Genomic DNA, 24,265 nt, shown 5'->3' with positions numbered 1-24,265 from the left:
TACTTGCCCAGCGCGTCCAGGTTGCCCATGAGGTAGTAGAGCGACAGGCCCCAGGCGATGGTGGCCAGCGGCAGGTAGTGGCCCGACATGCGCAGCGTGATCAGGCCCACCAGCAGCGCGCTGCCGGCGGTCAGGCCCATGCCGATGAACAGCGTGATCCAGGGCGAAAGACCGGTGTTGAGCGTGAGCCAGGCGGTGGTGTAGGCGCCGATGCCCACGAACGCCGCCTGACCGAACGAGGTGAGGCCACCCACGCCGGTGAGCAGGATCAGGCCGAGCACCGTCATGCTGTACATGCCGATGTAGTTGAGTTGCGCGATCCAGAAGTCGGGCAGGGGCAGCACCGCAACCAGCGGGATCGCGAGGGCCAGGATCAGCAGGCCGAGGTTTTGCAGCTTCGGCATGTCAGTGGTCCTCGTCGGAATGTTTGCTGCGCAGCGAACGGAACAGCAGGACCGGAAGAATGAGGGTGAACACGATCACTTCCTTGAAGGCGCTGGCCCAGAACGAACCGAAGGCTTCGATCACGCCGACGAACAGCGCGGCGACCAGCGCGCCCGGGTAGCTGGCGAGACCGGCGGCGACCGCTGCCACGAAGCCCTTCAAGCCGATCAGGAAACCCGAGTCGTAGAACACCGTGGTGGTCGGGCCGATCAGCAGTCCCGAGAGCGCACCGATGAAGGCCGCCATGGTGAAAGTGAGCTGGCCCGAGGCCTGCGACGAGATGCCCATGAGGCGCGCGCCGGTGCGGTTGACGGCGGTGGCGCGCAGCGCCTTGCCGCGCAGCGAGCGCTCGAAGTACAACCACAGCAGCACGATCAGCGCCACCGTGGCCAGCGCGGTGATGATGGCCTGGCCGGAGAGCATGACCGGGCCGACGGTGAAACGCACGTCCCAGAACGCCGGGTTGCGGAAACCCTCGGCGCCGAAGAACAGCAGGCCCAGGCCGGTCATGGCGAAGTGCACGCCGACCGAGACGATCAACAGCACCAGCGGCGTGGCGCTCTCCAGCGACTGGTAGGCCACGCGGTAGACCAGCGGGCCGTACACGGTGACGATGGCCACGCTGAGCGCGGCCTGCACGGCGAGCGGAAACTGCTGCGGCGCGGCCCAGATGGCCACGGCCGAGACCACGATGGGTGCGATCAGCATGCGGCCCGCGGCCTTGGCGGCCACCAGCGCGTTGCGGTGGTGCTGCCAGCGGCCCGAGAGCTCCATGAGCGCGGCCACACCGGCGAGGATCAGCAGCAGCCACACGGTGCCGGGCACCTTGCCGGTTTGAAAAATGGCCAGGGTGAGCGCACCGTACGCGACGAACTCGCCCTGGGGAATGAAGATGACCCGCGTGACGGTGAACACCAGCACGGTGGCCAGGCCGAGCAAGGCGTAGACAGCACCATTGGTCAGGCCGTCCAGCAAAAGAATGCTGGCAATCGAAAAGTCCATAAAACCCTCAACGATAGAAAGAAGCGCCCTCGGAGCGCGACGCGCCAAAGCCAGGGACACCAAGGGTCCGGCTCCGCCGGCCCGAGGTGTCGCCCCCCTCCCGCCGAAGGCGAGAGAGGGGGGAGGCGCCGAAGGCGACGCGGGGGGTGCTTACTCCACCTTGAACTTGCCGTCGACGACTTTCAGCATCACGCCCGTTTCGGTCGTGAAGCCCCAGTGGTCGGTGGGCGTCCAGTTCATCACGCCGTGCGAGAAGATGGTGCGGCCCATGGTCTCCATGCTGTCGCGCAGCGCGGCGCGGAACTCAGGGGTTCCAGGCTTGCCCTTCTTCAGCGCCATCGGCACGATCTTCTCCAGCACGATCTGTGCGTCGTAGGCGTGGCCGGCAAACTGGTTGCGCAGGCCGACACCGACCGACTTCTCGTACTTCTGCACGAAGTCGATCGCCACCGCCTTGGATGGGTGGCTGTCGGGCAACTGCTCGGCGATCACGGCGGGGCCGGACACCACGAAGGCGCCTTCAACCGCCTTGCCGCCCACGCGCATCAGGTCTTGCGTGGCCGCGGCGTGGGTCTGGTAGATCTTGCCCTTGTAGCCGCGCTCGATCATGGCCATGTGCGGCATGGCAGCACCGCTGCCGGAGGCCACGATGAGCACCGCGTCGGGGTTGGCGGCGGTGATCTTGAGCGCCTGCGGCGTCACGCCGGTGTCGGTGCGCGCGAAGCGTTCGGTGGCCACGACCTTGATGCCGGCCTTCTCCAGCAGCGGTGCACTTTCCTTCAGCCACTGTTCGCCGTAGGCGTCGGTGTAGCCCAGGAAGCCGATGGTCTTGATGCCCTGCTTCTTCATGTGCTCGACCACGGCGTGGCCCATCACGGTGTTGGACTGCGGCAGGCGGAACACCCACTTGTCCTTGCCGGGTGGCAGGCCGACCGGCGAGCCGGCGAGCTGCACGGTGCCAGCTTCAGTGGCGATGTCGCTCATGGCGGCGGCCACCGCCGTGATGCACGAGCCGATGATCATGTCGACCTTGTCTTCGGTCACGAAACGGCGTGCGTTGGCGGCGCCCTTGCCCGGGTCGGTCGCGTCGTCCAGGATGATGAGGTTGACCTTCTCGCCGCCGATGGTTTGCGGGAACAGCTTGAACTGGTTCTGCATCGGGATGCCCAGGCCGGAGCCGGGACCGGTGAGCGCCAGGCTCACACCGATGTTGATGTCGGCCAGGGCGGCGGTGCTGCTCAGGGCTGTGATGGCCAGGGCAACGAGGGTTTTGACGGCTTTCATGGGATGTCTCCTTCTGGGGGGTGGTGAGTTGGGGAACGGGATCAGGAACAGAGGGCCTTGATGTCCTCGGGCACGGGAATGGCCTTGATGCGCTCGGGCGCTTCGGGCGGATGGATCACGAAGGCGCGTGTCTCGGTGCCTTCGCACAGCACGTCGTCGCCACGTTTGACCACGTGCCTGTGCATGAACACCTTCTCGCGCCATTCGGTCACGCTGGTGTGGATCTGCAAACGTTCGCCGTAGGTGGCGGGGCGCATGAACTTGGTGTGGATCTCCAGCAGCGGCGTGCCCACGATGCCGCGCGTCTTCACCAGCTCGCGCCAGGGCGGCACGCCGCACTTGACGAAGAAGTTCAACGAGGACGCGTCCATCCACTTCGAGAAATTCGGAAAGAACACGATGCCGGCCGGGTCGCAGTCGCCGAACATCACCTCCACCTCAAAGACGACAACCTTGCTCATCGGGGCGCCATCCGCAGGGCACCGTCGAGGCGGATCACTTCGCCGTTGAGGTGCGTGTTGGTGACGATGTGCGCGGCCAGTGCGGCGAACTCCTCGGGCTTGCCCAGGCGCGGTGGGAACGGGATGCTGGCCGCCAGCGACGCCTGCACCGGCTCGGGCAGGGTGCGCATGAGCGGTGTGGAGAACAGGCCCGGCGCGATGGTGCAGACGCGGATGCCGTGCTGCGCCAGATCGCGCGCCATCGGCAGCGTCATGCCCACCAGGCCACCCTTGGACGCGCTGTAGGCCTGCTGGCCCACCTGGCCGTCGAACGCGGCCACGCTGGCGGTGAACACCATCACGCCGCGCTCACCGTCTTCCAGCGGATCAAGCCTGGCGCAGGCCGCGGCAAACAGGCGGCTGGCGTTGTAGGTGCCGATGAGGTTGACCGTGACCACCTTGGCGAAGTCTTCCAGCGGCGCGGCCGAGCCGTCCTTGCCGACCACGCGCTTGGCGCTGCCGATGCCGGCGATGTTCATGAGGATGCGCGCCGGGCCGTGGGCGGCGGCAGCCTCGTCCATGGCGGCCTGCAGGCTCTCGGTGTTGGTGATGTCGCAGTGGCAGGCGATGCCGTTGATCTCGTCGGCCACGCGTTTGGCGTTGTCCAGGTTCACATCGAGCACCGCGACCTTGGCGCCCAGTCGCGCGAGTTCGCGCGCCGTGGCTTCACCGAGGCCCGAGCCACCGCCGGTGACGAGGGCGGCGTGTCCTTGAATGTTCATGGTGTTGTCCTTGTGTGTGTTTCAGGCCGAGGGGTTTTCGATCAGGAGGGCCATGCCCTGGCCACCGCCGACGCAGGCGCTGGCGATGCCGTAGCGCTGGCCGCTGCGTTGCAGTTCGCGCGCCAGCGTGAGCGTCAAGCGCACGCCGGTGGCGGCCAGCGGGTGGCCGAGCGCAATGGCGCCACCGTTGACGTTCAGGCGGTCCAGGTCCATGCCCAGTTCGCGCGCCACGGCCAGCGTTTGTGCGCCTTGTGCTTCGTTCACTTCAAAGCGGGCGATGTCGTTCATCGAGAGGCCGGTGCGCTCCAGCAGCAGGCGAATGGCGGGGGCCGGGCCGATGCCCATGATCTCGGGTGGCACGCCCACGGCAGAAGCCGCCACCACGCGGGCCAGCGGCTGCTTGCCGTGGGCCGTCGCGTAGGCGCCCGAGGCGACCACGCAGGCCGCGGCCGCGTCCACCAGCGCCGAGCTGTTGCCACCGGTCTGCACGCCGCCTTCAAACACAGCCCGCAGCTTGGCCAGCACCTCCACCGGCGAGACGCGCGGGTGGGTGTCGGTGGCGACTTCGGTGAGCTTGCCTTGCAGCTTGATGCCGCGCGGCTTGTAGCCGGCCAGCTCGAACTTCTCGCTGATCACCGGCACGATCTCACCGGCGAGGAAACCGCTCGCCTGCGCGGCCACCGCCCTGGCGAACGAGGCAGAGGCAAATGCGTCCACGGCTTCGCGCGTGATGCCGTATTGCCTGGCCAGGTTCTCGGCGGTCTGGATCATGTTGATGCCGGCCGCCGGGTCCTTCAGCGCTTCCCACATGTAGTCCTTGAAGCCCACCGGCGCGCCCAGCTTGAAGCCGGTGCGGTGGTCGAAGGCGGCGATCGGGTTGCGCGTCATGCTCTCGGTGCCCACCACCAGCGCGGCATCACACGCGCCGCCCTGGATGTGTTCACCGGCCTGGCGGAACAGCTCGAAGCCGGTGCCGCAGATGCGCTGCGCCATGATGGCCGGCACCTCCACCGGCACGCCGGCGTACAGGCCGATGTGGCGCGGCAGGAAGAACTGGTCGAAGTCCCCGGGCGCCATGTTGCCCGCGATCACCGAGCCGATGTGCTCGCCCGGCACGCCGGCGCGGGCCAGCGCTTCGCGTGCGGCCTTGATGCCGAGGTCGGTGGGCGAGATGTGGCCCAGCGCGCCACAGTAGTCCACCATGGGCGTGCGCACGCCGGCCAGCAGCCAGACGTCGTCGAAAGCGTTGAAGAATCCGCGGGATGCCATGTTGTCTTTACTCGGGTTTCAGGATGGCGTGCAGGCCGTCGGCGTGCAGCAGCGCGACGGTCTCGGCGCGGAGGCTGAGCACCGCGCGCTGGTTGATCGAGCCCTTGTCGGTGACCTCGCCTCGGTCGATGGTGGGTGGGTCGGCCAGCAGGCACAGGCGTGCGATGCGGCTGGCGCTGCCGGTGGAGGTCTTGGCCAGTTCGGTCACCACGCGCTGGAAGTGCGCGAGCACCGGCTCGCTGTTGAGCACGTCGTGCATCGGCGCCTCGGGCGGCATGCCGGCGAGCGCGCGCACCAGCGGCGTGGGGAACACCATGGCGCCGACTTCCTTCATGTTCAGGCCGGTGATCACCACGTCCTGGATGTAGGGTGCGCCGGCCGCGATGATCTTGGCGCGCAGCGGGCCCACGCTCACGAAGGTGCCGGTGGCCAGCTTGAAGTCTTCGGCAATGCGGCCGTCGAACTTCAGGCCCAGGTGGATGTCGGTCTCGTCGATCCACTTCACCGCGTCGCCGGTCTTGAAGAAGCCTTCGTCGTCAAACGCCTCGGTGGTTTCGGCCGGCATGCGCCAGTAGCCGGGTGTGATGTTGGGGCCCTTGTAGCGCACCTCGGTCTTGCCGTCGTTGTCCACCAGTTTGAGCTCCAGGCCCGGCGTGGGCAGACCGAGGTCGCCGGCCTTGACGTTGGGGCTGGTCACGAAGATGCCGAAGGGGCCGGACTCGGTCATGCCCAGACCCGTGCCCATGACGATGCGCTCACCGATCTCCTGCTCCTGCACCGCGTGCAGGGCGTCCCACACCGGCTGCGCCAGCGCGGCCCCGGCGTAGAAGAACATCCGCACGCGCGAGAGCAGGGTCTTGCGCAGGGCGTCGTCGGTCTTCATGGCGTTGGCGATCGCCTCGAAGCCGGTGGGCACGTTGAAGTACACCGTGGGCGCGATCTCGCGCAGGTTGCGCAGCGTCTCGCCCATGAGTGCGGGCGTGGGTTTGCCGTCGTCGATGTAGAGCGTGCCGCCGTGGAAGACCACCATGCCGAAGTTGTGGTTGCCGCCGAAGGTGTGGTTCCAGGGCAGCCAGTCCACCAGCACCAGCGGGCTCTCGGCCAGCACCGGCATCGACTCGGTCATCTGCTGCTGGTTGGCGCACCACATGCGCTGGGTGTTGATCACGGCCTTGGGCATCTTGGTCGAGCCCGAGGTGAACAAAAACTTGACGATGGTGTCTGGGCCGGTGGCGGCCATGGCGGCGTCCACTGAGGGCGTGGGCTCGGTGGCCAGCAACGACGCAAAGGAGGTGGTGGTGCGGCCGGGCACGGTGCCTTCGGTCGTCACCAGCTCCACGCCATCATCCAGCGTGGCCAGCATGGCGCGGCTGTAGCGTTGCGCGTCGCTGGCGAACACCAGGCCGGGTGTCAGCGTCTTCACCACGTGGTGCAGCTTGTCGAAGTCCTGGCTCACCAGCGAGTAGGCAGGCGAGGTGGGGCAGTAGGCGATGCCGGCGTAGACGCAACCCAGCGCGAGCAGCGCGTGTTCCAGGTCGTTCTCGCTCAGGATCAGCACCGGGCGCTCGGCCGAGAGGCCCCGGTTGATCAGGCTTTGACCGATGCGGCGCGCGGCGTCGAGCGCCTGCGCAAACGTGATGTGGCGCCAGTCGCCGGTGCTGCCGTCGGCGTTCTTCGTGCGGCGCGCGAACACGGTCTGGTCGGGGCGCGTCGTGGCCCAGTGCACCAGCCGGTCGGTGATGCGTTCGGGGAAGGGCGGCAGGTCCTGGTCGGCGCGCAGGTAGTGCGTGCCCTGGGCGCCGTCGCGCAGGGTGGCGCGGGTGACGCCGAAGGTGAGGGGCCGGTAACGGGCGGCCGTGTGGGGGTTCTGGCTCATGTCTCTCTCGGGCGGTTCTTCGTTGTCGATCGGTCTTGTCGGCGCACGTGTCTGCATCCAGGGATGCCGCGGGTCCGGCTCCGCCGGTCCCAGGCATCGCCCCCCTCAGGGGGGTGACGCCGCAGGCGGCGCGGGGGGCTTCGTCAACCTCGCGGCGCGGGGGCGAGCGACCTCAGTCGCTCTTCACTTTGTTTGCGCGGCCATCCAGGAAAGCGCGCACGCGGCTCTTGGCTTCGGGGTCGCTCTGCGCGATGGCGGCCATCATGGCTTCGGTGAGGTAGCCCTGGTCGGCCGGTTGTTCGGCGATGCGCGGCAGCGCGTGCATCAGCGCGTAGTTGGTGAGGGGGGCGTTCTCTGCGATGCGCGTGGCCAGCTCCATGGCCTTGTCCAGGGCCGTGCCCTGCGGCACCAGGTACTGCGTGAGGCCGATGCGCTCGGCCTCGGGTGCCTTGTAGACGCGGCCGGTGAACATCATGTCGGCCATGCGCGCGGCGCCGATCAGGCGCGGAATGCGCACCGATCCACCACCACCCACAAAGATGCCGCGCGAGCCCTCGGGCAGCGCGAAGAAAGCCGACTCGTCGGCCACGCGGATGTGGCAGGTGCTGGCCAGTTCCAGGCCGCCCCCCACCACCGCGCCATGCAGGGCCGCCACCACCGGCACCGGGCCGTATTGCACGCACTCCAGCGCGCTGTGCCACATGCGCGAGTGGTGCAGGCCCTGGCCGGCGTCGCGTTCGCTGAGTTCGGAGAGGTCCAGGCCGGCGCAGAAATGGTCGCCATTGCCATGGATGACGGCGGCGCGCACGCCGTGCGGCATGGCCTGAAAGATGTCGCGCAGCGCGAGAATCAGGCCGTCGTTGAGCGCGTTGCGCTTGGCCGGGCGGTTGAGCGTGATGACGGCGATTTCGCTTGATGCACCTTGCAGGCTCAGGCTGATGTCGGTGGAATGGATGGGCATGTCGGGTGGGGGCGTCGGCCGCGTGTTCGGGGGTTTTTTCGCTTGAATCGAGGGCTGATTATGGTTATAAACAATAACCAAAACAAGCCAAACCCGTCTGACCGACCCCCGTGTTTTCCCTAGGTCTGACCCACCACCGAGAGACAACCATGGACCACAAAAACCTGATCGCCATCGACATCCACACCCACGCCGAAGTGAGCTGTCGCAACCCCTTCGACAACTACGGCGAGGAGTACGACCGCGCGGCCGACAAGTTCTTCGGCAGCAACCGCCGACCCACCATCGCCGAGACGGTGACCTACTACCGCGAGAAGAAGATCGGCCTGGTGATGTTCACCGTGGACAGCGAGTCGCAACTGGGCCGCCGGCGCATTCCCAACGAAGAGATTGCGCAAGCCGCGCGCGAGAACAGCGACATGATGATTGCCTTCGCCAGCATCGATCCGCACAAGGGCAAGATGGGGGCGCGCGAGGCCGAGCGGCTGATTGCGGAGGAGGGCATCAAGGGCTTCAAGTTCCACCCCACGGTGCAGGGCTACCACCCCTACGACAAGATGGCCTGGCCGATCTACGAGGTGATCAACGCGCACAAGCTGCCCACCATCTTCCACACCGGGCACAGCGGCATTGGCTCGGGCATGCGCTGTGGCGGTGGACTGCGGCTGGAGTACAGCAACCCCATGCACCTGGACGACGTGGCGATCGATTTCCCCGACATGCAGATCGTCATGGCGCACCCGAGCTTTCCGTGGCAGGACGAGGCGCTCAGCGTGGCCACGCACAAGCCCAACGTGTGGATCGACCTCTCGGGCTGGAGCCCGAAGTACTTCCCCAAGCAGCTGGTGCAGTACGCCAACACGCTGCTGAAAGACCGCATCCTGTTCGGCAGCGACTACCCGCTGATCACACCCGAGCGCTGGATGAAGGACTTTGAAGTCGCTGGCTTCAAGCCCGAGGTGATGCCCGGCATCTTGAAAGGCAACGCGGTGCGTTTGCTCGGATTGGCATGAAGGCCTTCGCCGCCCTGGCCGACATCGAGGCGCTGGAGCAGCGCCCGCTGGCTGAGGTGGCGCCGTCTTGCACGCCCTACGAACTCATCCGCGCCACCGCCGAGCGTTTCCCGGACCGCGAGGCTTTCACGTTCCTGCCCGACGAGTCGCTGGACACACCGCCGCAGCGCGTCACCTACCGCGAGTTGCTGGCCAACATCCACCGCGCGGCGAATGCCTTTCGTGCGCTCGGCGTGCATGAAGCCAATGCCGTGGCCATGCTCGCGCCCAACACGCCCGAGGCCCACGCCGTGCTCTGGGGCGCGCAGCTGGCGGGCCGCGTGTGTCCGATCAACTTCCTGCTGCAGCCCGATCACATCGCCGCGTTGCTGCAGGCCTCGAACGCCAAGGTGCTGGTGGCCCTGGGGCCGAGCGAGGAACTGGCGGTGTGGCCCACGGCACTGGCCGTGCAGGCACTGCACGCCACCGTCCTCGTGCCCATCGAGGTGGATGCAGCGGTGCCCAACAGGCCCTCGTTGCAGGACCTGATGGCCGCGCAGCCAGAGGCGCTCACCTTCGAGCCCGACCTGCATCCCGACCGTGTGGTGGCGCTGTTCCACACCGGTGGCACCACCGGCGCGCCCAAGCTCGCGCAGCACACCGCCGGCAACGAGGCGCACACGGCCTGGTTCGCGCCTGCGTTCTACGACATGGACGAGACGGCGGTGGAGCTCAACGGCTTCCCGTTGTTCCACGTGGCCGGCGCGTTTGTGTATGGCCTCGCGCTGCTGGCCATCGGGGCGCGCCAGGTGTTGCCCACGCTCGGCGGCATGCGCAACACGGGCTTCGTGCAGCGCTACTGGCGGTTCTGCGAACGCGAGCGCGTGACGCACCTGGCCTGCGTGCCCACGGTGCTGGCCAGCCTGCTGGGCGTGCCGGTGGGCGCGGACATCTCGAGCGTGCGCGCGGCTTTCACCGGTGGCTCGCCGCTGCCGGCCGAGCTGGCCCAGCGCTTCGAAGCCGCCACCGGCATCCCCGTGCGCAACATCCTGGGCATGACCGAATGCGCCGGGTTGGTGAGCATCGAACCGCTTCGGGGGCCACGCACGCCTGGCTCGGCCGGTCTGCGCCTGCCCTACACGCAGGTGCATGCCGTGCCCTGGCGCGATGGCGTGGCGCAACTGGACGCGCGATGTGCCGCGGGTGAGACCGGCGTGCTGGTGCTGCGCGGGCCGCACGTGAGCCCGGGCTACCTGAATGTGAAGCGCAATGCAGGCATGTTCGAGCGGGGCTGGATCGTCACCGGTGACCTTGGCCATCTGGATGAAGCCGGCCGCGTCCACATCACCGGCCGCGCCAAGGACGTGATCATCCGCGGCTCGCACAACATCGACCCCGGCCTGGTGGAAGACGCTTTCATGGCGCACCCCGCCGTGTCGCAGTGCGCGGTGGTGGCCGAACCCGATGCCTACGCGGGCGAGGTGCCGGTGGCCTTCGTGGTGCTGCGCGCCGGCGTGGGGCTGGAGGCCGACGCGCTGTTGCGCGAGGTGGCGCCGCAGGTGTATGAACGACCGGCTTGCCCGAAGCGGGTGGTGCTGGTCGAATCGCTGCCGCTCACCGCCATCGGCAAGGTGTTCAAGCCCACGCTGCGCTTGCGTGCCATCGAGATCCGTCTGACCGAGATGGCGCGGGAACTGGCACCGGGCCGTGCGGTGCGCGTCGAGGCCAGCGACGAGAGCGGTCGCCAACGTGCGCTGATCACGCTCGGTGGTGTGCCCGATGAAGAGCTGTCGCGGCAGTTGCGCGCGGCACTGGCTGCCATCGCGGTGCCGGTCGACATCCGCTTCGCCTGACGCTCACCAGCCGCCGCGCGAGAGCCAGCGCTCGATCTGCTCGAACTTGTCGATGCCCCAGAACGGCTCGCCGTCCACCACCACGGTGGGCGAGCCGAACACGCCGGCCTGCAACGCGGCGTCGACCTCGGCGCGCAGCAGCGTTGCGGCCTCGTCGCTGGCGGCGGCTTGGGCAAGCTCTTCGCCCACGACGGGGATCAGCGACCCTGGCGTGGACAGGTCCAGCCCCTGGCCCCAGTAGGCCCCGTAGATGGCGTGTGCCACCTCGGCCGCGCGCTGCGGCTGGTGTCGGTTCACCCAGGCCAGGGCGCGCCCGCTGATCAGTGGGTTCATCACCTTGTCGTTCGGGTGGCGCTGCAATGGGACGCTGTGCTCACGCGCGTAGCGCAGCACATCGCGCTCGGTGTACGGACCCTTGAGTGGTGTCTCCATCAAGGGCTTGAGGCCCATCACCTTCAACACCGACACGCCCAGCAGCATGGGATGCCACTCCACCCCCCGCCCGTGCCGCGCGGCAAGGTCTTCGACGCGCAGCGAGGCGAAGTAGCCGAAGGGCGAAATGAAGTCGAAGTGGAACTTCAGGGGTGCCTTCAAGCAGAGCCCCAGACCTCATTCGCCGTTTCCACCACCAGCGCCAGCTTCTTGCGCTGGTCTTCCATGGCGATGTTGTTGCCGTGCACCGTGCTGGAGAAACCGCATTGCGGCGAGAGGCACATCTGGTCCAGCGGCGCGTATTTCGCGGCTTCCTCGATGCGGCGCTTGAGCGCGTCCTTGGTTTCCAGCTGGCCGAACTTGGTGGTCACCAGGCCCAGCACCACGATCTTGTCCTTGGACAGGTAGCGCAGCGGTCGGAAGTCGCCCGAGCGCTCGTCGTCGTATTCGAGGAAGAAGGCGTCCAGCTTCATTTCGCTGAGCAGGGCCTCGGCCACCGGCTCGTAGTTGCCGGCCGCCGCGTGCGTGCTCTTGAAGTTGCCGCGGCACAGGTGCATGGCCAAGGTCATGCCGGCGGGCTTGTGCGCCACCACCTTGTTGATGAACTGCGCGTAGCGGTGCGGCAGCTCGTTCGGATCGTCGCCACGGCTGCGGGCGGCTTCGCGCATGCGCTCGTCGCACAGGTACGCCATGTTGGTGTCGTCCATCTGCACATAGGTGCAGCCGGCGTCGGCCAGGCTCTGCAGCTCTTCGCCGTAGGCCTTGGCCACGTCGTCGTAGAACACCGGGTCCAGCTCGGGGTAAGCCTCTTTGCTGATGCCGGCGCGCCCGCCGCGAAAGTGCAGCATGGTCGGCGAGGGAATGGTCACCTTCGGCGTGAGCCCGGGTTGGCCCAGCGCTTCCACCTGCGCCTTGAGGTACTGGAAGTCGGCGAGCTGGATGTTCTTGACGTGGCGCACCTTGTCGATCACGCGAATCACCGGTGGCGCCAGCTCTTCGGTGCCGTCGGGTTTGACGATGGTGACCGGGATGTCGGTCTTCACGCCGCCGAGTTGCTCCAGGAAGTCGATGTGGAAGTAGGTGCGGCGGAATTCACCGTCGGTGATCGAGGAGAGGCCCACGTCGGCCTGGAACTTCACGATCTCGGTGATGGCGCGGTCTTCCACCTTGCGCAGTTGCTCGGCGGTGATGCTCTTCTGGTCGAAGAACTGGTCGCGCGCTTCGAGCAGGTAGGCCGGGCGCAAGAAGCTGCCGACGTGGTCGGCGCGGAAGGGAGGGTGGCTGCGCGGTGTCATGTGTCGTCCTCGTTTTGGGGGTGGAGCGGTGACTTTACAGCGAATATGGACGCCATCATTGAATACATGAATCGGGAAAAGTGTCCTGAAAGTGAGAATGTGTTTCGCAAAATCGGCATTTCTGTATACATTGCGTATCCATGAACACCGAAAAATCCCATTTCCCACTGAACGCCTGGTACGCCGCCGCGTACGACGTCGAGGTCGGTCGCAGCCTGCTGGCGCGCACCATCTGCAACCAGAAACTGGTGCTGTACCGGCAGACCACGGGCGTGGCCGCCGCGCTTGAAGACGCCTGCTGGCACCGCCTGCTGCCGCTGTCCATGGGCCGGCTCGAGGGCGACGATGTGGTGTGCGGCTACCACGGCCTGGTCTACAACGCCGAAGGCCGCTGCACCCACATGCCCAGCCAGGAAACGCTCAATCCCTCGGCCTGCGTGCGCTCGTACCCGGTGGTGGAGAAGCACCGTTTTGTGTGGGTGTGGCCCGGCGACCCGGCACTGGCCGACCCGGCGCTGGTGCCCGATCTGCACTGGAACGACGACCCCGCCTGGGCTGGCGACGGCAAGATGATCCGGGTGCAGTGCGACTACCGTCTGGTGGTCGACAACCTGATGGACCTGACGCACGAGACCTTCGTGCACGGCAGCAGCATCGGCAACCGCGCCGTGGCCGAAGCCCCGTTCGTGGCCACGCACGGCGAGCGCTTTGCCACCGTGACGCGCTGGATGGAGAACATCGAGGCGCCACCGTTCTGGGCCGGTCAGATCAAGGGCGCGCGCGGCTACGAGGGCCCGGTGGACCGCTGGCAGATCGTGCGCTTCGAGGCGCCGTGCACGGTGACCATCGATGTGGGCGTGGCGCCTGCCGGCAGCGGTGCGCTTCCCCAGGACGGTGGCGATCGCAGCCGGGGCGTGAACGGCTATGTGCTCAACACCATCACGCCCGAGACCGACGGCACCTGCCTGTATTTCTGGGCGTTTGCGCGCAACTACTCGCTGGGCGAGCAACGCCTCACGCACCAGCTGCGCGAAGGCGTGGCCAACATCTTCCGCGAGGACGAGTTCGTGCTCGAAGCCCAGCAAAAGGCCATTGAAGAGCACCCGGACCACAAGTTCTACAACCTCAACATCGACGCCGGTGCGATGTGGGCGCGGCGCTTGATCGACCGCATGGTGGATGCGGAGCGGGGTGGGCCAACGGTCATTCCGATCCGGCGGGTGGGCTGAGTGGTGGCCATGGTGTGCCTCCTTGGCTGGCGAGCCGAGGGCTCAGGCCATGGGGCTGGGAGCTTCAGTGCGCAGCCCCTTCGGGGTTCGCTCCGGTGCTCGCGACCTCAGGCGAACGCGCAAACTCGCTTCGCTCAGACATGCGCGTTCGACCGCGCTGCGCGCGGCAACCTGAGACCGCTGCGCTCCTCGCCAGCGCACAGGCGCCCCCAGCCCCATGGCCTGAGCCCTCGGCCAGCGGCGTATTTGCATGCGCACAGGGGAGCGCCAAACCTGCAACTCGTCAGGGCTGTGCCCCAGGCGATGGCGGCGCATATGCAGTGCCGAGGAGCGCAGGGCCGTCAGGTTGCCGCGCGCAGCGCGGTCAAGTTCGCATGTTTGAGCGAAGCGAGTTTGCGAACTTGCCTGATGGCACGAGCACCGCAGGGTAGTCCTCGCGTAGCGAGGGCCACTGCATTTAAGCCGACAGCGCCTGGGGCGCAGCCCTGACAACCGCCAACCAGAAGCGAGCGAAATTGTCCCCAATGAACTCCACCATGACCACCGAAGCTCCTCTCGAAAGCGCCCAGGTCCGAGCGCTGCTGCAGCTGCGCGAACTGATCCTCTCCGGCGAGTTGCCGGGCGGTTCGCGCATTGCCGAACTCGCCATCGTGGAGCGCCTCGGTGTTTCACGCACCCCCATTCGCGCTGCCTTGATGCGCCTGGAACAGGAGGGCCTGCTGCAGGCACTGCCCAACGGCGGCTACGTGGTGCAGACGTTTTCCGAGCGCGACATTGCGGACGCCATCGAGCTGCGCGGCACGCTGGAGGGCCTGCTCGCCCGGCTGGCCGCTGAACGCGGCGCGCCGGGCGTGGTGCTGGCCGAGGCCAAACAATGCCTGGACCGCATCGATGCCGTGCTCGCCGCCTCCGCGCTCAACGACGAAGGCTTTGCCGACTACGTGGCGCTCAACAGCCAATTCCACACCCTCGTGTACGAGCTGGCCGACAGCCCCACCATCGCCCGCCAGCTCGAGCGCGTGGCCAGCCTGCCGTTTGCCTCGCCCTCGGGCTTCGTGGTGATGCAGGCGCATTCGCCACAGGCGCGCGACATGCTGGTGGTTGCGCAGGACCAGCACCGCCAGGTGCTCGACGCCATCGAGCGCCGCGAAGGCGCGCGCGCCGAAGCCATCATGCGCGAGCACTCCCGCCTGGCCCAGCGCAACCTGCGCGAGGTGCTGGCCGGCCACGCCCTCGGCCACACGCCGGCCTCCATGCCCGCGATCAAGCTGATCCGGCGCCGCTGAAACCTTTCACTCCCTACCGACCATGAAAAGCAACCTCAACTGGCAGACCGCCCGCATCGCAGCCCTGCGCGACGTGACCCCCACCGTGCGCGAATTCATCATCACCCCGGCCGCAGGTTCGGCCGAGCGCTGGGCACCGGGTGCTCACCTGATGGTGCAGGTGAACGTGGCCGGCCGACCGCAGACGCGTTCGTATTCGCTGGTCGGCCTGCCCGAGGATGCGGCGGGCTACCGCATCGCCGTGAAGTGCCTGATGGACGGCCACGGTGGCTCGCGCGCCATGTGGCAACTGGCGGTGGGCGACAGCATCGAGGTGAGCGCGCCGCAAAACCATTTCCCCTTGGCCTACCTGGCGCCGGCCACGCTGCTGGTGGCCGGTGGCATCGGCATCACGCCCATGGTCTCGATGGCGCAGGCGCTGGTCAAACGCGGTCTGCCGGTCAAGCTGCTGTACGCCGCGCGGTCCACCGCCGAGCTGGCGTTCGCCGAATCGCTGCGCGCCCTGCTGGGCGATGCGCTGGTCACCTGTGCGTCGGACCAGGGCGAAGTGCTCGACCTGGGCCGGGCCATCGACGAACTGCCATCGGGTGCTCAGGTGTATGTGTGCGGTCCTTCGCGCCTGCTCGACGCCGTGCGCCAGCGCTGGCTTGATGCCGGACGGCCGGAGCCCAGCCTGCGCTTCGAGACCTTCGGCAGTGGTGGCCAGTTGCCGCCAGCCGGCTTCGACGTGGCCGTGCCGCGCCACCAGACCGAACTGCACGTGGCGCCCGACCAGTCGCTCATCGAGGTGCTGGAGGCCGCTGGCATCGAGGTGATGAACGACTGCCGCCGGGGCGAATGTGGCCTGTGCGCGCTGGACGTGCTGGCACTGGACGGCGAGATCGACCACCGCGACGTGTTCCTCAGCGTTCAAGAGAAGCAGGAAAACAAGCGCATCTGCGTCTGTGTGTCGCGCGTGGTGGGGCGGATCACGCTCGACACCGCCTGGCGAGAGGAGGTAGTTTCATAAAATAACGGCATAACTGAAAGTCTCTTCACACACTGGCGTTAACACTCTGGTCCATGCACAGTCCGGGTGTTCGAATACAGAAGCGATCCGGGGCCGGGCACCTTCCACCCAGAGTTCATCCATCACCCGGGCTCAACCATCCTCTTAGCTGGAGACAAACCATGACCTTTCTCAAACGCCGCAGCACCCTGCTGGCCCTGGGCGCGATCGCCGCAGCCACTTTTGCCGGCTCGGCCCTGGCCCAGACCGTGACCTTGCGCCTGCACCAGATGCTGCCGCCGCAAGCCACCATTCCCGCCAAGGCACTGATTCCGTGGGCCCAGAAGGTCGAAGCCGAGTCGGGCGGCAAGATCAAGGTCCAGCTGTTTCACGCCATGCAGTTGGGCGGCGCGCCCCCGCAGCTGTTCGACCAGGCCAAGGACGGCATCGTCGACTTCACCTGGACGGTGCTGGGCTACACGCCCGGTCGCTTCAACAAGACCGAGGTATTCGAACTGCCCTTCATGAGCGGCTCGGCCGAGCAGTCGTCGCGCGCGCTGCAGGAATATGTCGAGAAGTTCGCGGCCGACGAATTCAAGGACGTCAAGCTGATCGCCGTGCACACCCACGGCCCAGGCCTCTTCCACACCAAGACCCCGGTGACCGGCCTGGAGAGCCTGCGCGGCATGAAGGTGCGCGGCGGCTCGCGCGTCATCAACAACATGTTGACCAAGCTCGGCGCCACCCCTGTGGGCATGCCCGTGCCGGCGGTGACAGAAGCCTTGTCCAAAGGCGTGATCGACGGCACCACCATTCCGTGGGAAGTCACGCCTGCGCTGAAGGTGAGCGAGCTGGTGAAGAACCACACCACCTTCGCCGGCAAGGAAGGCCTGTACACACAGACCTTCGCTTTCTCGATGAACCGGGCCTCCTACGAAAAACTGCCGCCAGACCTCAAGGCCGTGATCGACAAGAACTCGGGCATTGAAACGGCTGCCATGTTCGGCCGCGCGATGGACGACGGCGACAAGGCGGGCCGCGCGATTGCCGAGAAGGCGGGCAACAACATCGTGGCGCTGGACGTCGCCGAGACCCAGCGGTGGAGACGCACGGCAGCCACGGTGGAGACCGACTGGATCAACGAGATGAAGGGCAAGAACATCGACGGCGCCAAGCTGGTGTCCGAGGCCCGCGCGCTGATCGCCAAGTACGCCAAGTAAACCGGACAACGGTGGCAGGCCGTCCTCCCACCGGGGGCGGCCTTTTTGTTGGGGGAAGCCCGGCTTGAGCCCGCCTCCGTTGGCGGACAATGCCGTGTTGGATTCCCGCCCCCTTTTCTGAAAGCGCTCCGAATGATTGGTTTCATCTACCGCCTGGCCAACTGGCTGGCCATTGCTGGCGGCGTCGTGCTCACCGCGATCACGCTCATGATCGTCCTCAGCGTCTCGGGCCGTGCGCTCATCGGCGTGGGCCTGGGGCCCGTGCCGGGCGACTTCGAGCTGGTGGAAATCGGCACCGGCATTGCCGTGTTCTTCTTTCTGCCGTGGTGCTATCTCAAGGGAGGACATGCCACGGTGGACCTGCTCTACATGCACATGCCCGCCTGGGCCCAGCGCGCGGTGGTGGCGATCAGCGATGTGCTGATGCTGGCGGTGTGGCTGGTGCTCACCTGGAAGCTCTGGGAAGGCATGCTGGAGAAGCGCGAATACCTGGAGACCACCTTCATTCTGGCGATGCCGATGTGGTGGGCCTATGCGGTCTGTTTCGTGGGCGCCTTCGTGGGCTGCCTGTGCTACGCGGCCAAGACCCTGACCCAGCTCGGCCTGGCCCGGGAGCCCGCGGGCTGGACGGTCGATGCCAATGCCGGCCATTGAGATGCACCCCAACATGACACATCAACTGTTCACCCTGCTGATCGGGAGCCCCGCATGACCGGTATCGAACTCGCGGCCTGGTCGTTCCCGGTCCTGCTGCTGCTGATCTTCATCCGTGTGCCGATCGGCCTGTCCATGCTGCTGTGCGGCCTGGGCGGCGCATGGGCCATCTACGGCAGCTCGGTGCCGATCTTCAACCAGCTCAAGCAGGTGACCTACAGCACCTTCTCGAACTACTCGCTTTCCGTCATTCCGCTGTTCCTGCTCATGGGTCAATTCGCGGCCCTGGGGGGCTTGTCGCAGGCGCTGTTCAAGGCGGCCGAGGCCTGGATCGGTCACCGCAAGGGCGGCGTGGCGATGGCCGCGGTGGGCGCGTGTGCCGGCTTCGGTGCCATTTGCGGCTCATCCCTGGCCACCGCCGCCACCATGGGCCAGGTGGCTTTGCCCGAACTCAAGCGCGCGGGTTATGCCGGGGGCATTTCCACCGCCACGCTGGCCGCTGGCGGCACGCTGGGCATCCTGATTCCACCGTCGGTGGTGCTGGTGATCTACGCCATCCTGACCGAGCAGAACATCGCCAAGCTGTTCCTCGCGGCCTTCGTGCCCGGCATTCTGGCCGCGCTCGGCTACATGATCGTCATTGCGGTCTACGCCCGGGTGAAGCCGCAGGACGTGGGCTCCATGCCGCCCATGCCCATGAAGGAACGCTGGGCCGCCACCGCCAAGGTGTGGCCCGTGATGCTGATCTTCGTGGCCGTGGTCGGCGGCATCTACAGCGGTCTGTTCACGCCCACTGAAGGTGCGGCCATCGGCGCTTTCGGCACCGGCCTGGCGGCCTGGATGGGTGGTGGCCTGAACCGCAGGACACTGCTGGGCGCGATCCTGGGCACGGCGGTGGCCACCGGCATGATCTTCATGATCGTGCTGGGCGCCGGTGTGTACAACACCTTCCTCGCACTGTCGCAACTGCCACAGGAAACCGCGCAGATGGTCGCGGCATCCGGCTTCAATCCCTGGCTGGTGCTGGTCGCCATCTTGTTGCTGTACGTGGTCCTGGGTTGTTTCATGGATTCGCTGTCCATGATCCTGCTCACCATTCCCGTGTTCTTCCCCATCGTGACCGTGCTGGACTTCGGTCTGTCGCCGGAGGAGTTCGCCATCTGGTTCGGCATCCTGGTGCTGATCGTGGTGGAAGTCGGGCTGATCACGCCCCCGGTGGGCATGAACCTCTTCGTCATCAACTCGATGGCCCGGGACACACCCATCACCCAGACCTACCGGGCCATCATGCCTTTCGTGGCCAGCGACATGATCCGCACCGCCATCCTGGTGGCGTTCCCGGGCATCACGCTGTTCGTGCTGCGGATTTGAGGCGCTGACTGACCTCCCTTTTTTTCATCACCCGAGGAGACACCATGAAACCGACCACCTTGGCACGCCGCACCCTGCTCGCCGCAGCACTCTCCCTGACCGCGCTGGCAGCCGGGCCTGCTCACGCACAAGCCGCCTTCCCGTCGAAGACGCTGCGCATCGTTGTGCCGTTTGCCGCCGGTGGCGTGGGCGACCTGACCGCGCGCATCGTGGCGCAGAAGCTCTCCGAACTGCTCGCGCAGTCGGTGGTGATCGACAACCGGCCTGGCGCCGGTGGCGTGGTGGCGGCCGATACGGTGGCGCGCTCCGAGCCCGACGGCCACACCATGTTCCTCATGTCCAACGGCACGGCGGTCACCGCCGGCCTGTTCAAGAGCCTGCCGTTCGATACGGTCAAGGACTTCACGCCGGTTTCCACGCTCGGCTACTTCGACATTGTTGTGGTCGTGCCCGCGGACTCACCCTTCAAGACCCTGGGTGAGCTCATTGCCCATGCCAAGGCCAACCCCGGAAAGCTCAACGTCGGCAGCATCAACATCGGCAGCACGCAGAACCTGGCGGCCGAGCTGTTCAAGAGCACCGCCGACATCAACGTGCAAGTCGTGCCTTTCAACGGCTCGCCGGCACTGATCGGCGCGATCCGCGGCAAGCAGGTCGACGTGGCCGTTGAAATCCTGGCCCCCATGCTGACGCAGATCAAGAGTGGCGCGGTGCGTGCCCTGGCCGTGACCGGCGAGAAGCGCTCCATCGTGTTGCCCGAGGTGCCCACCGCGGTGGAGTCGGGCGTGAAGGAGTTCGTCGCCTCGTCATGGAACGCTTTGGCCGTGCCTTCGAAGACCCCGCGCCCGGTGGTGGACCGCCTGCAGCGCGAGATTGCCGCGGCCCTGGCCGATCCGGCCGTGCGCGAGAAGCTGCGCGGGCTCAACATCGATGCGCGCTCGTCCACCCCCGAGCAGACCGCCGCGCTGCTGGCCTCCGACATCCGCCGCTGGGGTGCCGTGATCGAGCGCGCGGGTATCCCGAAACAATGAACACCCCCGCCGCGCTGCGCGCGACCCCTTCAAGGGGGCGGCGCCTGCGGCCCGGCAGAGCCGGTTCCGCGGCACCCCTTGAGGGGCCGCTTCTCGCGTAGCGGATCTGGAGCAACGCAATGACCATTCAACGCGTCGGCATCGTGGGTTACGGCGAGGTGGGTCGCATCTTTGCGGCCGGCCTGAAAGATGCCGGGGCCGAGTGGGTCGGTGTGTGGGACCTGAAGTTCGACGACCCCCGGCAACGCGGCGAGCTGCTCGCGGCTGCAGCGGCGCAAGGTGTGCAGGTGTGCGCCAGCGCTGCCGAGCTGTGCGCCCAGGCCACGCTGGTGATCTCTGCCGTCACCGCTTCCAGCACCCTGGCGGTGGCCTTCGAGGCAGCGGCCGACATCCAGCCCGAGGCCTTCTTCCTCGATCTGAACTCCGCCTCCCCCGGCACCAAGCAGGAAGCGGCCGGTCTGGTGGACGCGGCCGGTGGGCGATACGTGGAGGCCGGCGTCATGACCTCGGTGCCGCCACACGGCCTGCGCGTGCCCATGCTGTTGGGTGGCGCACATGCGAGCGAGCTGGCCGAACAGCTGCTGGCCTGGGGCATGGACGTGAAGGTCGCCAGCGAGCGCATCGGCGTGGCCTCGGCCACCAAGATGTGCCGCAGCGTGATGATCAAGGGCCTGGAGGCGCTGGTGCTGGAAAGCTACGCCACCGCGCGCCACTATGGTGTGGAAGACGCCATGATCGCCACGCTGCAGGAAACCTTTCCCGGCATCGACTGGCAACAGCAGGGCAGTTACTTCTTCAGCCGCGTGGCGCAACACGGCCAGCGCCGCGCTGAGGAAATGCGCGAGGCGGCGCAGACCGTGCGAGAGGCAGGTTTCGAGCCGATGATGGCCAGCGCCATTGCCGACAAGCACGACTGGATGGCGGGCAAGGCCCGGGCCGGGGCCTTTGCCGATGTGCCCGACAAGCCGGACTGGCGGGCCTGGGCAGACCGCATGCACGTGCTCGGCAAGCCGAACACCTGATGGCGTCTCACCGTGCGTTCAGCGTGTCCAGCGTCTGGCGGATCAGATCCAGCGTCTTTTGCTGCGTGAGCGTGGCCGGGCGCTGCGAACTGGTGGCCAGGCACAGCCGCGTTTTCAGCGGCGGGCTGACGGTGCGGATGCGGTAGGCCGAGGGGCGGATCGAGCTGGCCACCGCGTTGCGCGAGAGCAGGGCGGCGCCCGCGCCATCGGCCACCAGATCCAGAATGGCCGATACGCCATCGATCTCCAGCGCCACGGTGGGCCGGCAGCCGATGTTGGCCATCTCGGTCTCCACCTGCATGCGGATCGCATTGGGCCGGCTGGGGATCACCAGCGGCAGGCTGGCCACCTCGCGCAGGCTGATGGCCGTGGGCGGGTCTTCGCTCAGCCCCGGCGGGCGCGGCTCCACCAGCAGCAGCTCTTCGTCGCGCAGCGGGTGGATGTCGATCTCGGCGGCGGGCTGTGCGTTGTAGAGCACCGCGATGTCCAGCCGCCCGGTGGTCAACCACTCCTGCATGGTGACCGACAGCGCTTCGCTGATGGACAGGCTGGCCTCGGGCAACTGCGCGCGGAAAGCGCGCGTGAGCGGCACGGTGAGTACCCGGGCGAGGCTGGGTGGCAGGCCGATGGCCACGCGACCGGCGAGCGCGCCGCGCACCCGGCCCAGCTCTTCGCGCGCGCGCTGCACCTGGTGCAGGATGCCGCGCCCATGCGCCAGCAGCAGCTTGCCCGCTTCGGTGGGCGTGGCACCCCGGCCGTTGCGCACCAGCAGGTTCTGCCGCAGCTCCACCTCGAGCAGGCGCACCTGACGCGAGAGCGCGGGTTGCGCCACGTTCAGCGCCATCGAGGCCCGGGTGAAGCTGCCCAGTTCGGCCACACGCACAAAGTATTCGAGTTGCTTGAGGTCCATGGTGCAGGCGGTGGAACGAAAGGTGGCGACAGGTGTTGATCATAGTTATGTAATTTCGTTCTAGCTGCTAGCCGGTCATGTGACTTTTCTCGCGGAGAGGCAAGGTTCACAATCCACCGACTCCCCCCAAACCCATGCCGAACACCTCTGCCGCCACCCCCGTCTACACCCGCCTCAAAGGCATCTCGTCCATGGCGACGCGCCAGGTGCTGGCCGAGCTGGTGACCGCCTTCGAGGCAGCCAGCGGCGTGTCGGTGGCGATCGAATCGGTGGGTGGCGTGGACGCCGCCAAACGGGTGCAGGCCGGTGAAGCCTTTGATGTCGTGATCCTGGCGTCCGACGCCATCGACAAACTGATCGCCAGCGGGCACCTGCTGCCTGGCAGCCGGGTGGATCTGATGCGCTCGGGTGTGGCCGCGGCCGTGCGCGAAGGCAGCCCCGTGCCCGACCTGGGCTCGGAAGATGCGGTGCGCAGTGCCGTGCTGGCCGCGCGCAGCATCAGCCATTCCACCGGGCCCAGCGGCGTGGCGCTGATCAAACTCTTTGAACGCTGGGGCATTGCCGAGCAGGTGCAAGGGCGCATCGTGCAGGCGCCGCCCGGCGTGCCGGTGGCCTCGCTCGTGGCCAGCGGCAACGTGGAGCTGGGCTTCCAGCAGCTCAGCGAACTGCTGGGCGTGAGCGGCATCACCATTGCCGGCCCCTTGCCCCCGGCCATCCAGATCATCACCACCTTTTCCGCCGGCATCCCGGTGCAAACGGACCAGGCCGAAGCGGTGCGCGCGATGCTCGAGCACATGACCGCGCCGCAGGCCGCCGAGGCCAAGCGACGCCAGGGCATGGAGCCTGCGTGAACCCTTTCAGGTCCGAACAAGAAACCCAGGAGACAACATGAGCCTCATCATCGATTGCCACGGCCACTACACCACCGCCCCCAAGGCGCTGGAGGCCTGGCGCAACCAGCAGATCGCGGGCATCCAGGACCCGGCCGTCATGCCCAAAGTGGCGGACCTCAAGATCAGCGACGACGAGCTGCGCGAGTCCATCGAGACCAACCAGCTCAAGCTGATGAAGGAACGCGGCAGCGACATCACGCTGTTCTCGCCCCGCGCGAGCTTCATGGCCCACCACATCGGCGACTTCAACATCTCCAGCACCTGGGCCGCCATCTGCAACGAACTGTGCTTCCGCGTGAGCGAGCTCTTTCCCGACCACTTCGTGCCCGTGGCCATGCTGCCGCAGAGCCCCGGCGTCGACCCCAAGACCTGCATTCCCGAGCTGGAGAAATGCGTCAAGGCATACGGCGCGGTCGGCATCAACCTCAACCCCGATCCGTCGGGCGGCCACTGGACCAGCCCACCCCTGACCGACAAGCACTGGTACCCCATCTACGAGAAGATGGTGGAGCACGACCTGCCGGCCATGATCCACGTGAGCACCAGCTGCAACGCCTGCTTCCACACCACCGGCGCGCACTACCTCAACGCCGACACCACCGCCTTCATGCAGCTCATCCAGGGTGACCTGTTCAAGGATTTCCCGACGCTGAAGTTCCTGATCCCGCACGGCGGCGGCGCCGTGCCCTACCACTGGGGCCGCTTCCGGGGTCTGGCGCAGGAGATGAAGAAACCCCTGCTGGATACGCACGTGATGAACAACGTGTTCTTCGACACCTGCGTGTATCACCAGCCCGGCATCGACCTGCTCAACACGGTGATCCCGGTGAAGAACGTGCTGTTCGCCAGCGAGATGATCGGCGCGGTGCGTGGCATCGACCCGACCACGGGCAACTATTACGACGACACCAAGCGCTACATCGAAGGCTCGAAGATCCTGAGTGCGGACGACAAGCACCAGATCTACGAGGGCAATGTGCGCCGGGTGTTTTCACGGCTCGATACACGCCTGAAGGCGAAGGGGATCTGAC

The 24,265-nt window shown here is 66.9% G+C and carries 23 protein-coding genes; 12 read left to right on the top strand and 11 right to left on the bottom strand.

The window, feature by feature from the left end:
* The 8 genes from V6M63_RS09525 to V6M63_RS09490 all read right to left on the bottom strand — a co-directional run.
* Positions 1 to 404, bottom strand: a 404-nt coding sequence (locus tag V6M63_RS09525) for a branched-chain amino acid ABC transporter permease (protein ID WP_332741345.1), incomplete at its 3' end; no start/stop codon positions are given.
* Position 405: 1 nt separating this feature from the next.
* The gene (locus V6M63_RS09520; RefSeq protein WP_332741344.1) at positions 406 to 1,446 is read right to left on the bottom strand and encodes a branched-chain amino acid ABC transporter permease; all 1,041 of its coding nucleotides are present in this window, start codon (positions 1,444 to 1,446) and stop codon (positions 406 to 408) included.
* A gap of 150 nt (positions 1,447 to 1,596) precedes the next feature.
* Positions 1,597 to 2,730 (bottom strand): ABC transporter substrate-binding protein, encoded by a 1,134-nt coding sequence (locus tag V6M63_RS09515; protein WP_332741343.1) that lies wholly within the window; start codon positions 2,728 to 2,730, stop codon positions 1,597 to 1,599.
* A 41-nt stretch (positions 2,731 to 2,771) separates the two neighbouring features.
* Positions 2,772 to 3,191, bottom strand: a complete 420-nt coding sequence (locus V6M63_RS09510) for an acyl-CoA thioesterase (RefSeq protein ID WP_332741342.1) — start codon at positions 3,189 to 3,191, stop codon at positions 2,772 to 2,774.
* A complete protein-coding gene (locus tag V6M63_RS09505; RefSeq protein ID WP_332741341.1) occupies positions 3,188 to 3,952 on the bottom strand; it encodes an SDR family NAD(P)-dependent oxidoreductase in 765 nt (254 codons plus the stop codon). Before V6M63_RS09505 ends, V6M63_RS09510 begins: the two co-directional genes overlap by 4 nt.
* 21 nt (positions 3,953 to 3,973) lie before the next feature.
* Complete coding sequence (locus tag V6M63_RS09500) at positions 3,974 to 5,221, bottom strand: thiolase family protein (protein WP_332741340.1); 1,248 nt, start codon at positions 5,219 to 5,221, stop codon at positions 3,974 to 3,976.
* A gap of 7 nt (positions 5,222 to 5,228) precedes the next feature.
* Positions 5,229 to 7,097 (bottom strand): feruloyl-CoA synthase, encoded by a 1,869-nt coding sequence (locus V6M63_RS09495; RefSeq protein ID WP_332741339.1) that lies wholly within the window; start codon positions 7,095 to 7,097, stop codon positions 5,229 to 5,231.
* Between the two features lie 172 nt (positions 7,098 to 7,269).
* The gene (locus tag V6M63_RS09490) at positions 7,270 to 8,058 is read right to left on the bottom strand and encodes a crotonase/enoyl-CoA hydratase family protein (protein ID WP_332741338.1); all 789 of its coding nucleotides are present in this window, start codon (positions 8,056 to 8,058) and stop codon (positions 7,270 to 7,272) included.
* Positions 8,059 to 8,207: 149 nt separating this feature from the next.
* On the opposite strand from V6M63_RS09490, the gene V6M63_RS09485 reads away from it, so the two are divergent.
* Positions 8,208 to 9,071, top strand: a complete 864-nt coding sequence (locus tag V6M63_RS09485; protein ID WP_332741337.1) for an amidohydrolase family protein — start codon at positions 8,208 to 8,210, stop codon at positions 9,069 to 9,071.
* Entirely contained in the window at positions 9,068 to 10,903 is a 1,836-nt protein-coding gene (locus V6M63_RS09480; RefSeq protein ID WP_332741336.1) for an AMP-binding protein, read from the top strand. The genes V6M63_RS09485 and V6M63_RS09480 overlap by 4 nt, the downstream gene beginning before the upstream one ends.
* 3 nt (positions 10,904 to 10,906) lie before the next feature.
* Here the strand turns inward: V6M63_RS09480 and V6M63_RS09475 are convergent, their stop codons facing one another.
* Positions 10,907 to 11,497 carry a 2-hydroxychromene-2-carboxylate isomerase gene (locus tag V6M63_RS09475; protein ID WP_332741335.1) on the bottom strand — a complete coding sequence of 197 codons (591 nt, stop codon included), beginning with the start codon at positions 11,495 to 11,497 and terminating at the stop codon, positions 10,907 to 10,909.
* Complete coding sequence (locus V6M63_RS09470) at positions 11,494 to 12,630, bottom strand: 5-methyltetrahydropteroyltriglutamate--homocysteine S-methyltransferase (RefSeq protein ID WP_332741334.1); 1,137 nt, start codon at positions 12,628 to 12,630, stop codon at positions 11,494 to 11,496. Before V6M63_RS09470 ends, V6M63_RS09475 begins: the two co-directional genes overlap by 4 nt.
* A gap of 140 nt (positions 12,631 to 12,770) precedes the next feature.
* On the opposite strand from V6M63_RS09470, the gene V6M63_RS09465 reads away from it, so the two are divergent.
* The 8 genes from V6M63_RS09465 (at position 12,771) to V6M63_RS09430 (ending at position 21,431) form a co-directional block, all read left to right on the top strand.
* Positions 12,771 to 13,859 (top strand): aromatic ring-hydroxylating dioxygenase subunit alpha, encoded by a 1,089-nt coding sequence (locus V6M63_RS09465; RefSeq protein ID WP_332741333.1) that lies wholly within the window; start codon positions 12,771 to 12,773, stop codon positions 13,857 to 13,859.
* 536 nt (positions 13,860 to 14,395) lie between these two features.
* On the top strand, positions 14,396 to 15,145 hold the full coding sequence (locus V6M63_RS09460) for a GntR family transcriptional regulator (protein ID WP_332741332.1): 750 nt from the start codon (positions 14,396 to 14,398) through the stop codon (positions 15,143 to 15,145).
* A gap of 22 nt (positions 15,146 to 15,167) precedes the next feature.
* The gene (locus tag V6M63_RS09455) at positions 15,168 to 16,154 is read left to right on the top strand and encodes a PDR/VanB family oxidoreductase (protein ID WP_332741331.1); all 987 of its coding nucleotides are present in this window, start codon (positions 15,168 to 15,170) and stop codon (positions 16,152 to 16,154) included.
* A gap of 161 nt (positions 16,155 to 16,315) precedes the next feature.
* Entirely contained in the window at positions 16,316 to 17,353 is a 1,038-nt protein-coding gene (locus V6M63_RS09450) for a TRAP transporter substrate-binding protein (RefSeq protein ID WP_332741330.1), read from the top strand.
* 132 nt (positions 17,354 to 17,485) lie between these two features.
* Complete coding sequence (locus V6M63_RS09445) at positions 17,486 to 18,007, top strand: TRAP transporter small permease (RefSeq protein ID WP_332741329.1); 522 nt, start codon at positions 17,486 to 17,488, stop codon at positions 18,005 to 18,007.
* Positions 18,008 to 18,061: 54 nt separating this feature from the next.
* Positions 18,062 to 19,378, top strand: coding sequence for a TRAP transporter large permease (locus V6M63_RS09440; RefSeq protein WP_332741328.1), 1,317 nt, complete (start codon positions 18,062 to 18,064; stop codon positions 19,376 to 19,378).
* 44 nt (positions 19,379 to 19,422) lie between these two features.
* A complete protein-coding gene (locus V6M63_RS09435) occupies positions 19,423 to 20,409 on the top strand; it encodes a Bug family tripartite tricarboxylate transporter substrate binding protein (RefSeq protein WP_332741327.1) in 987 nt (328 codons plus the stop codon).
* 119 nt (positions 20,410 to 20,528) lie between these two features.
* On the top strand, positions 20,529 to 21,431 hold the full coding sequence (locus tag V6M63_RS09430; RefSeq protein WP_332741326.1) for a DUF1932 domain-containing protein: 903 nt from the start codon (positions 20,529 to 20,531) through the stop codon (positions 21,429 to 21,431).
* Positions 21,432 to 21,438: 7 nt separating this feature from the next.
* Here the strand turns inward: V6M63_RS09430 and V6M63_RS09425 are convergent, their stop codons facing one another.
* Positions 21,439 to 22,341 carry a LysR substrate-binding domain-containing protein gene (locus V6M63_RS09425; protein ID WP_332741325.1) on the bottom strand — a complete coding sequence of 301 codons (903 nt, stop codon included), beginning with the start codon at positions 22,339 to 22,341 and terminating at the stop codon, positions 21,439 to 21,441.
* Between the two features lie 134 nt (positions 22,342 to 22,475).
* Between V6M63_RS09425 and V6M63_RS09420 the strand changes: the two genes are divergently transcribed.
* Entirely contained in the window at positions 22,476 to 23,192 is a 717-nt protein-coding gene (locus V6M63_RS09420; protein WP_332741324.1) for a substrate-binding domain-containing protein, read from the top strand.
* 37 nt (positions 23,193 to 23,229) lie between these two features.
* Positions 23,230 to 24,264 carry an amidohydrolase family protein gene (locus V6M63_RS09415; protein WP_332741323.1) on the top strand — a complete coding sequence of 345 codons (1,035 nt, stop codon included), beginning with the start codon at positions 23,230 to 23,232 and terminating at the stop codon, positions 24,262 to 24,264.
* Position 24,265 lies beyond the last annotated feature (1 nt).

It is taken from the genome of Hydrogenophaga sp. (assembly GCF_036675665.1).
Lineage (GTDB): Bacteria > Pseudomonadota > Gammaproteobacteria > Burkholderiales > Burkholderiaceae_C > Hydrogenophaga.
This window is presented reverse-complemented; position numbering and strand designations above follow the sequence as displayed.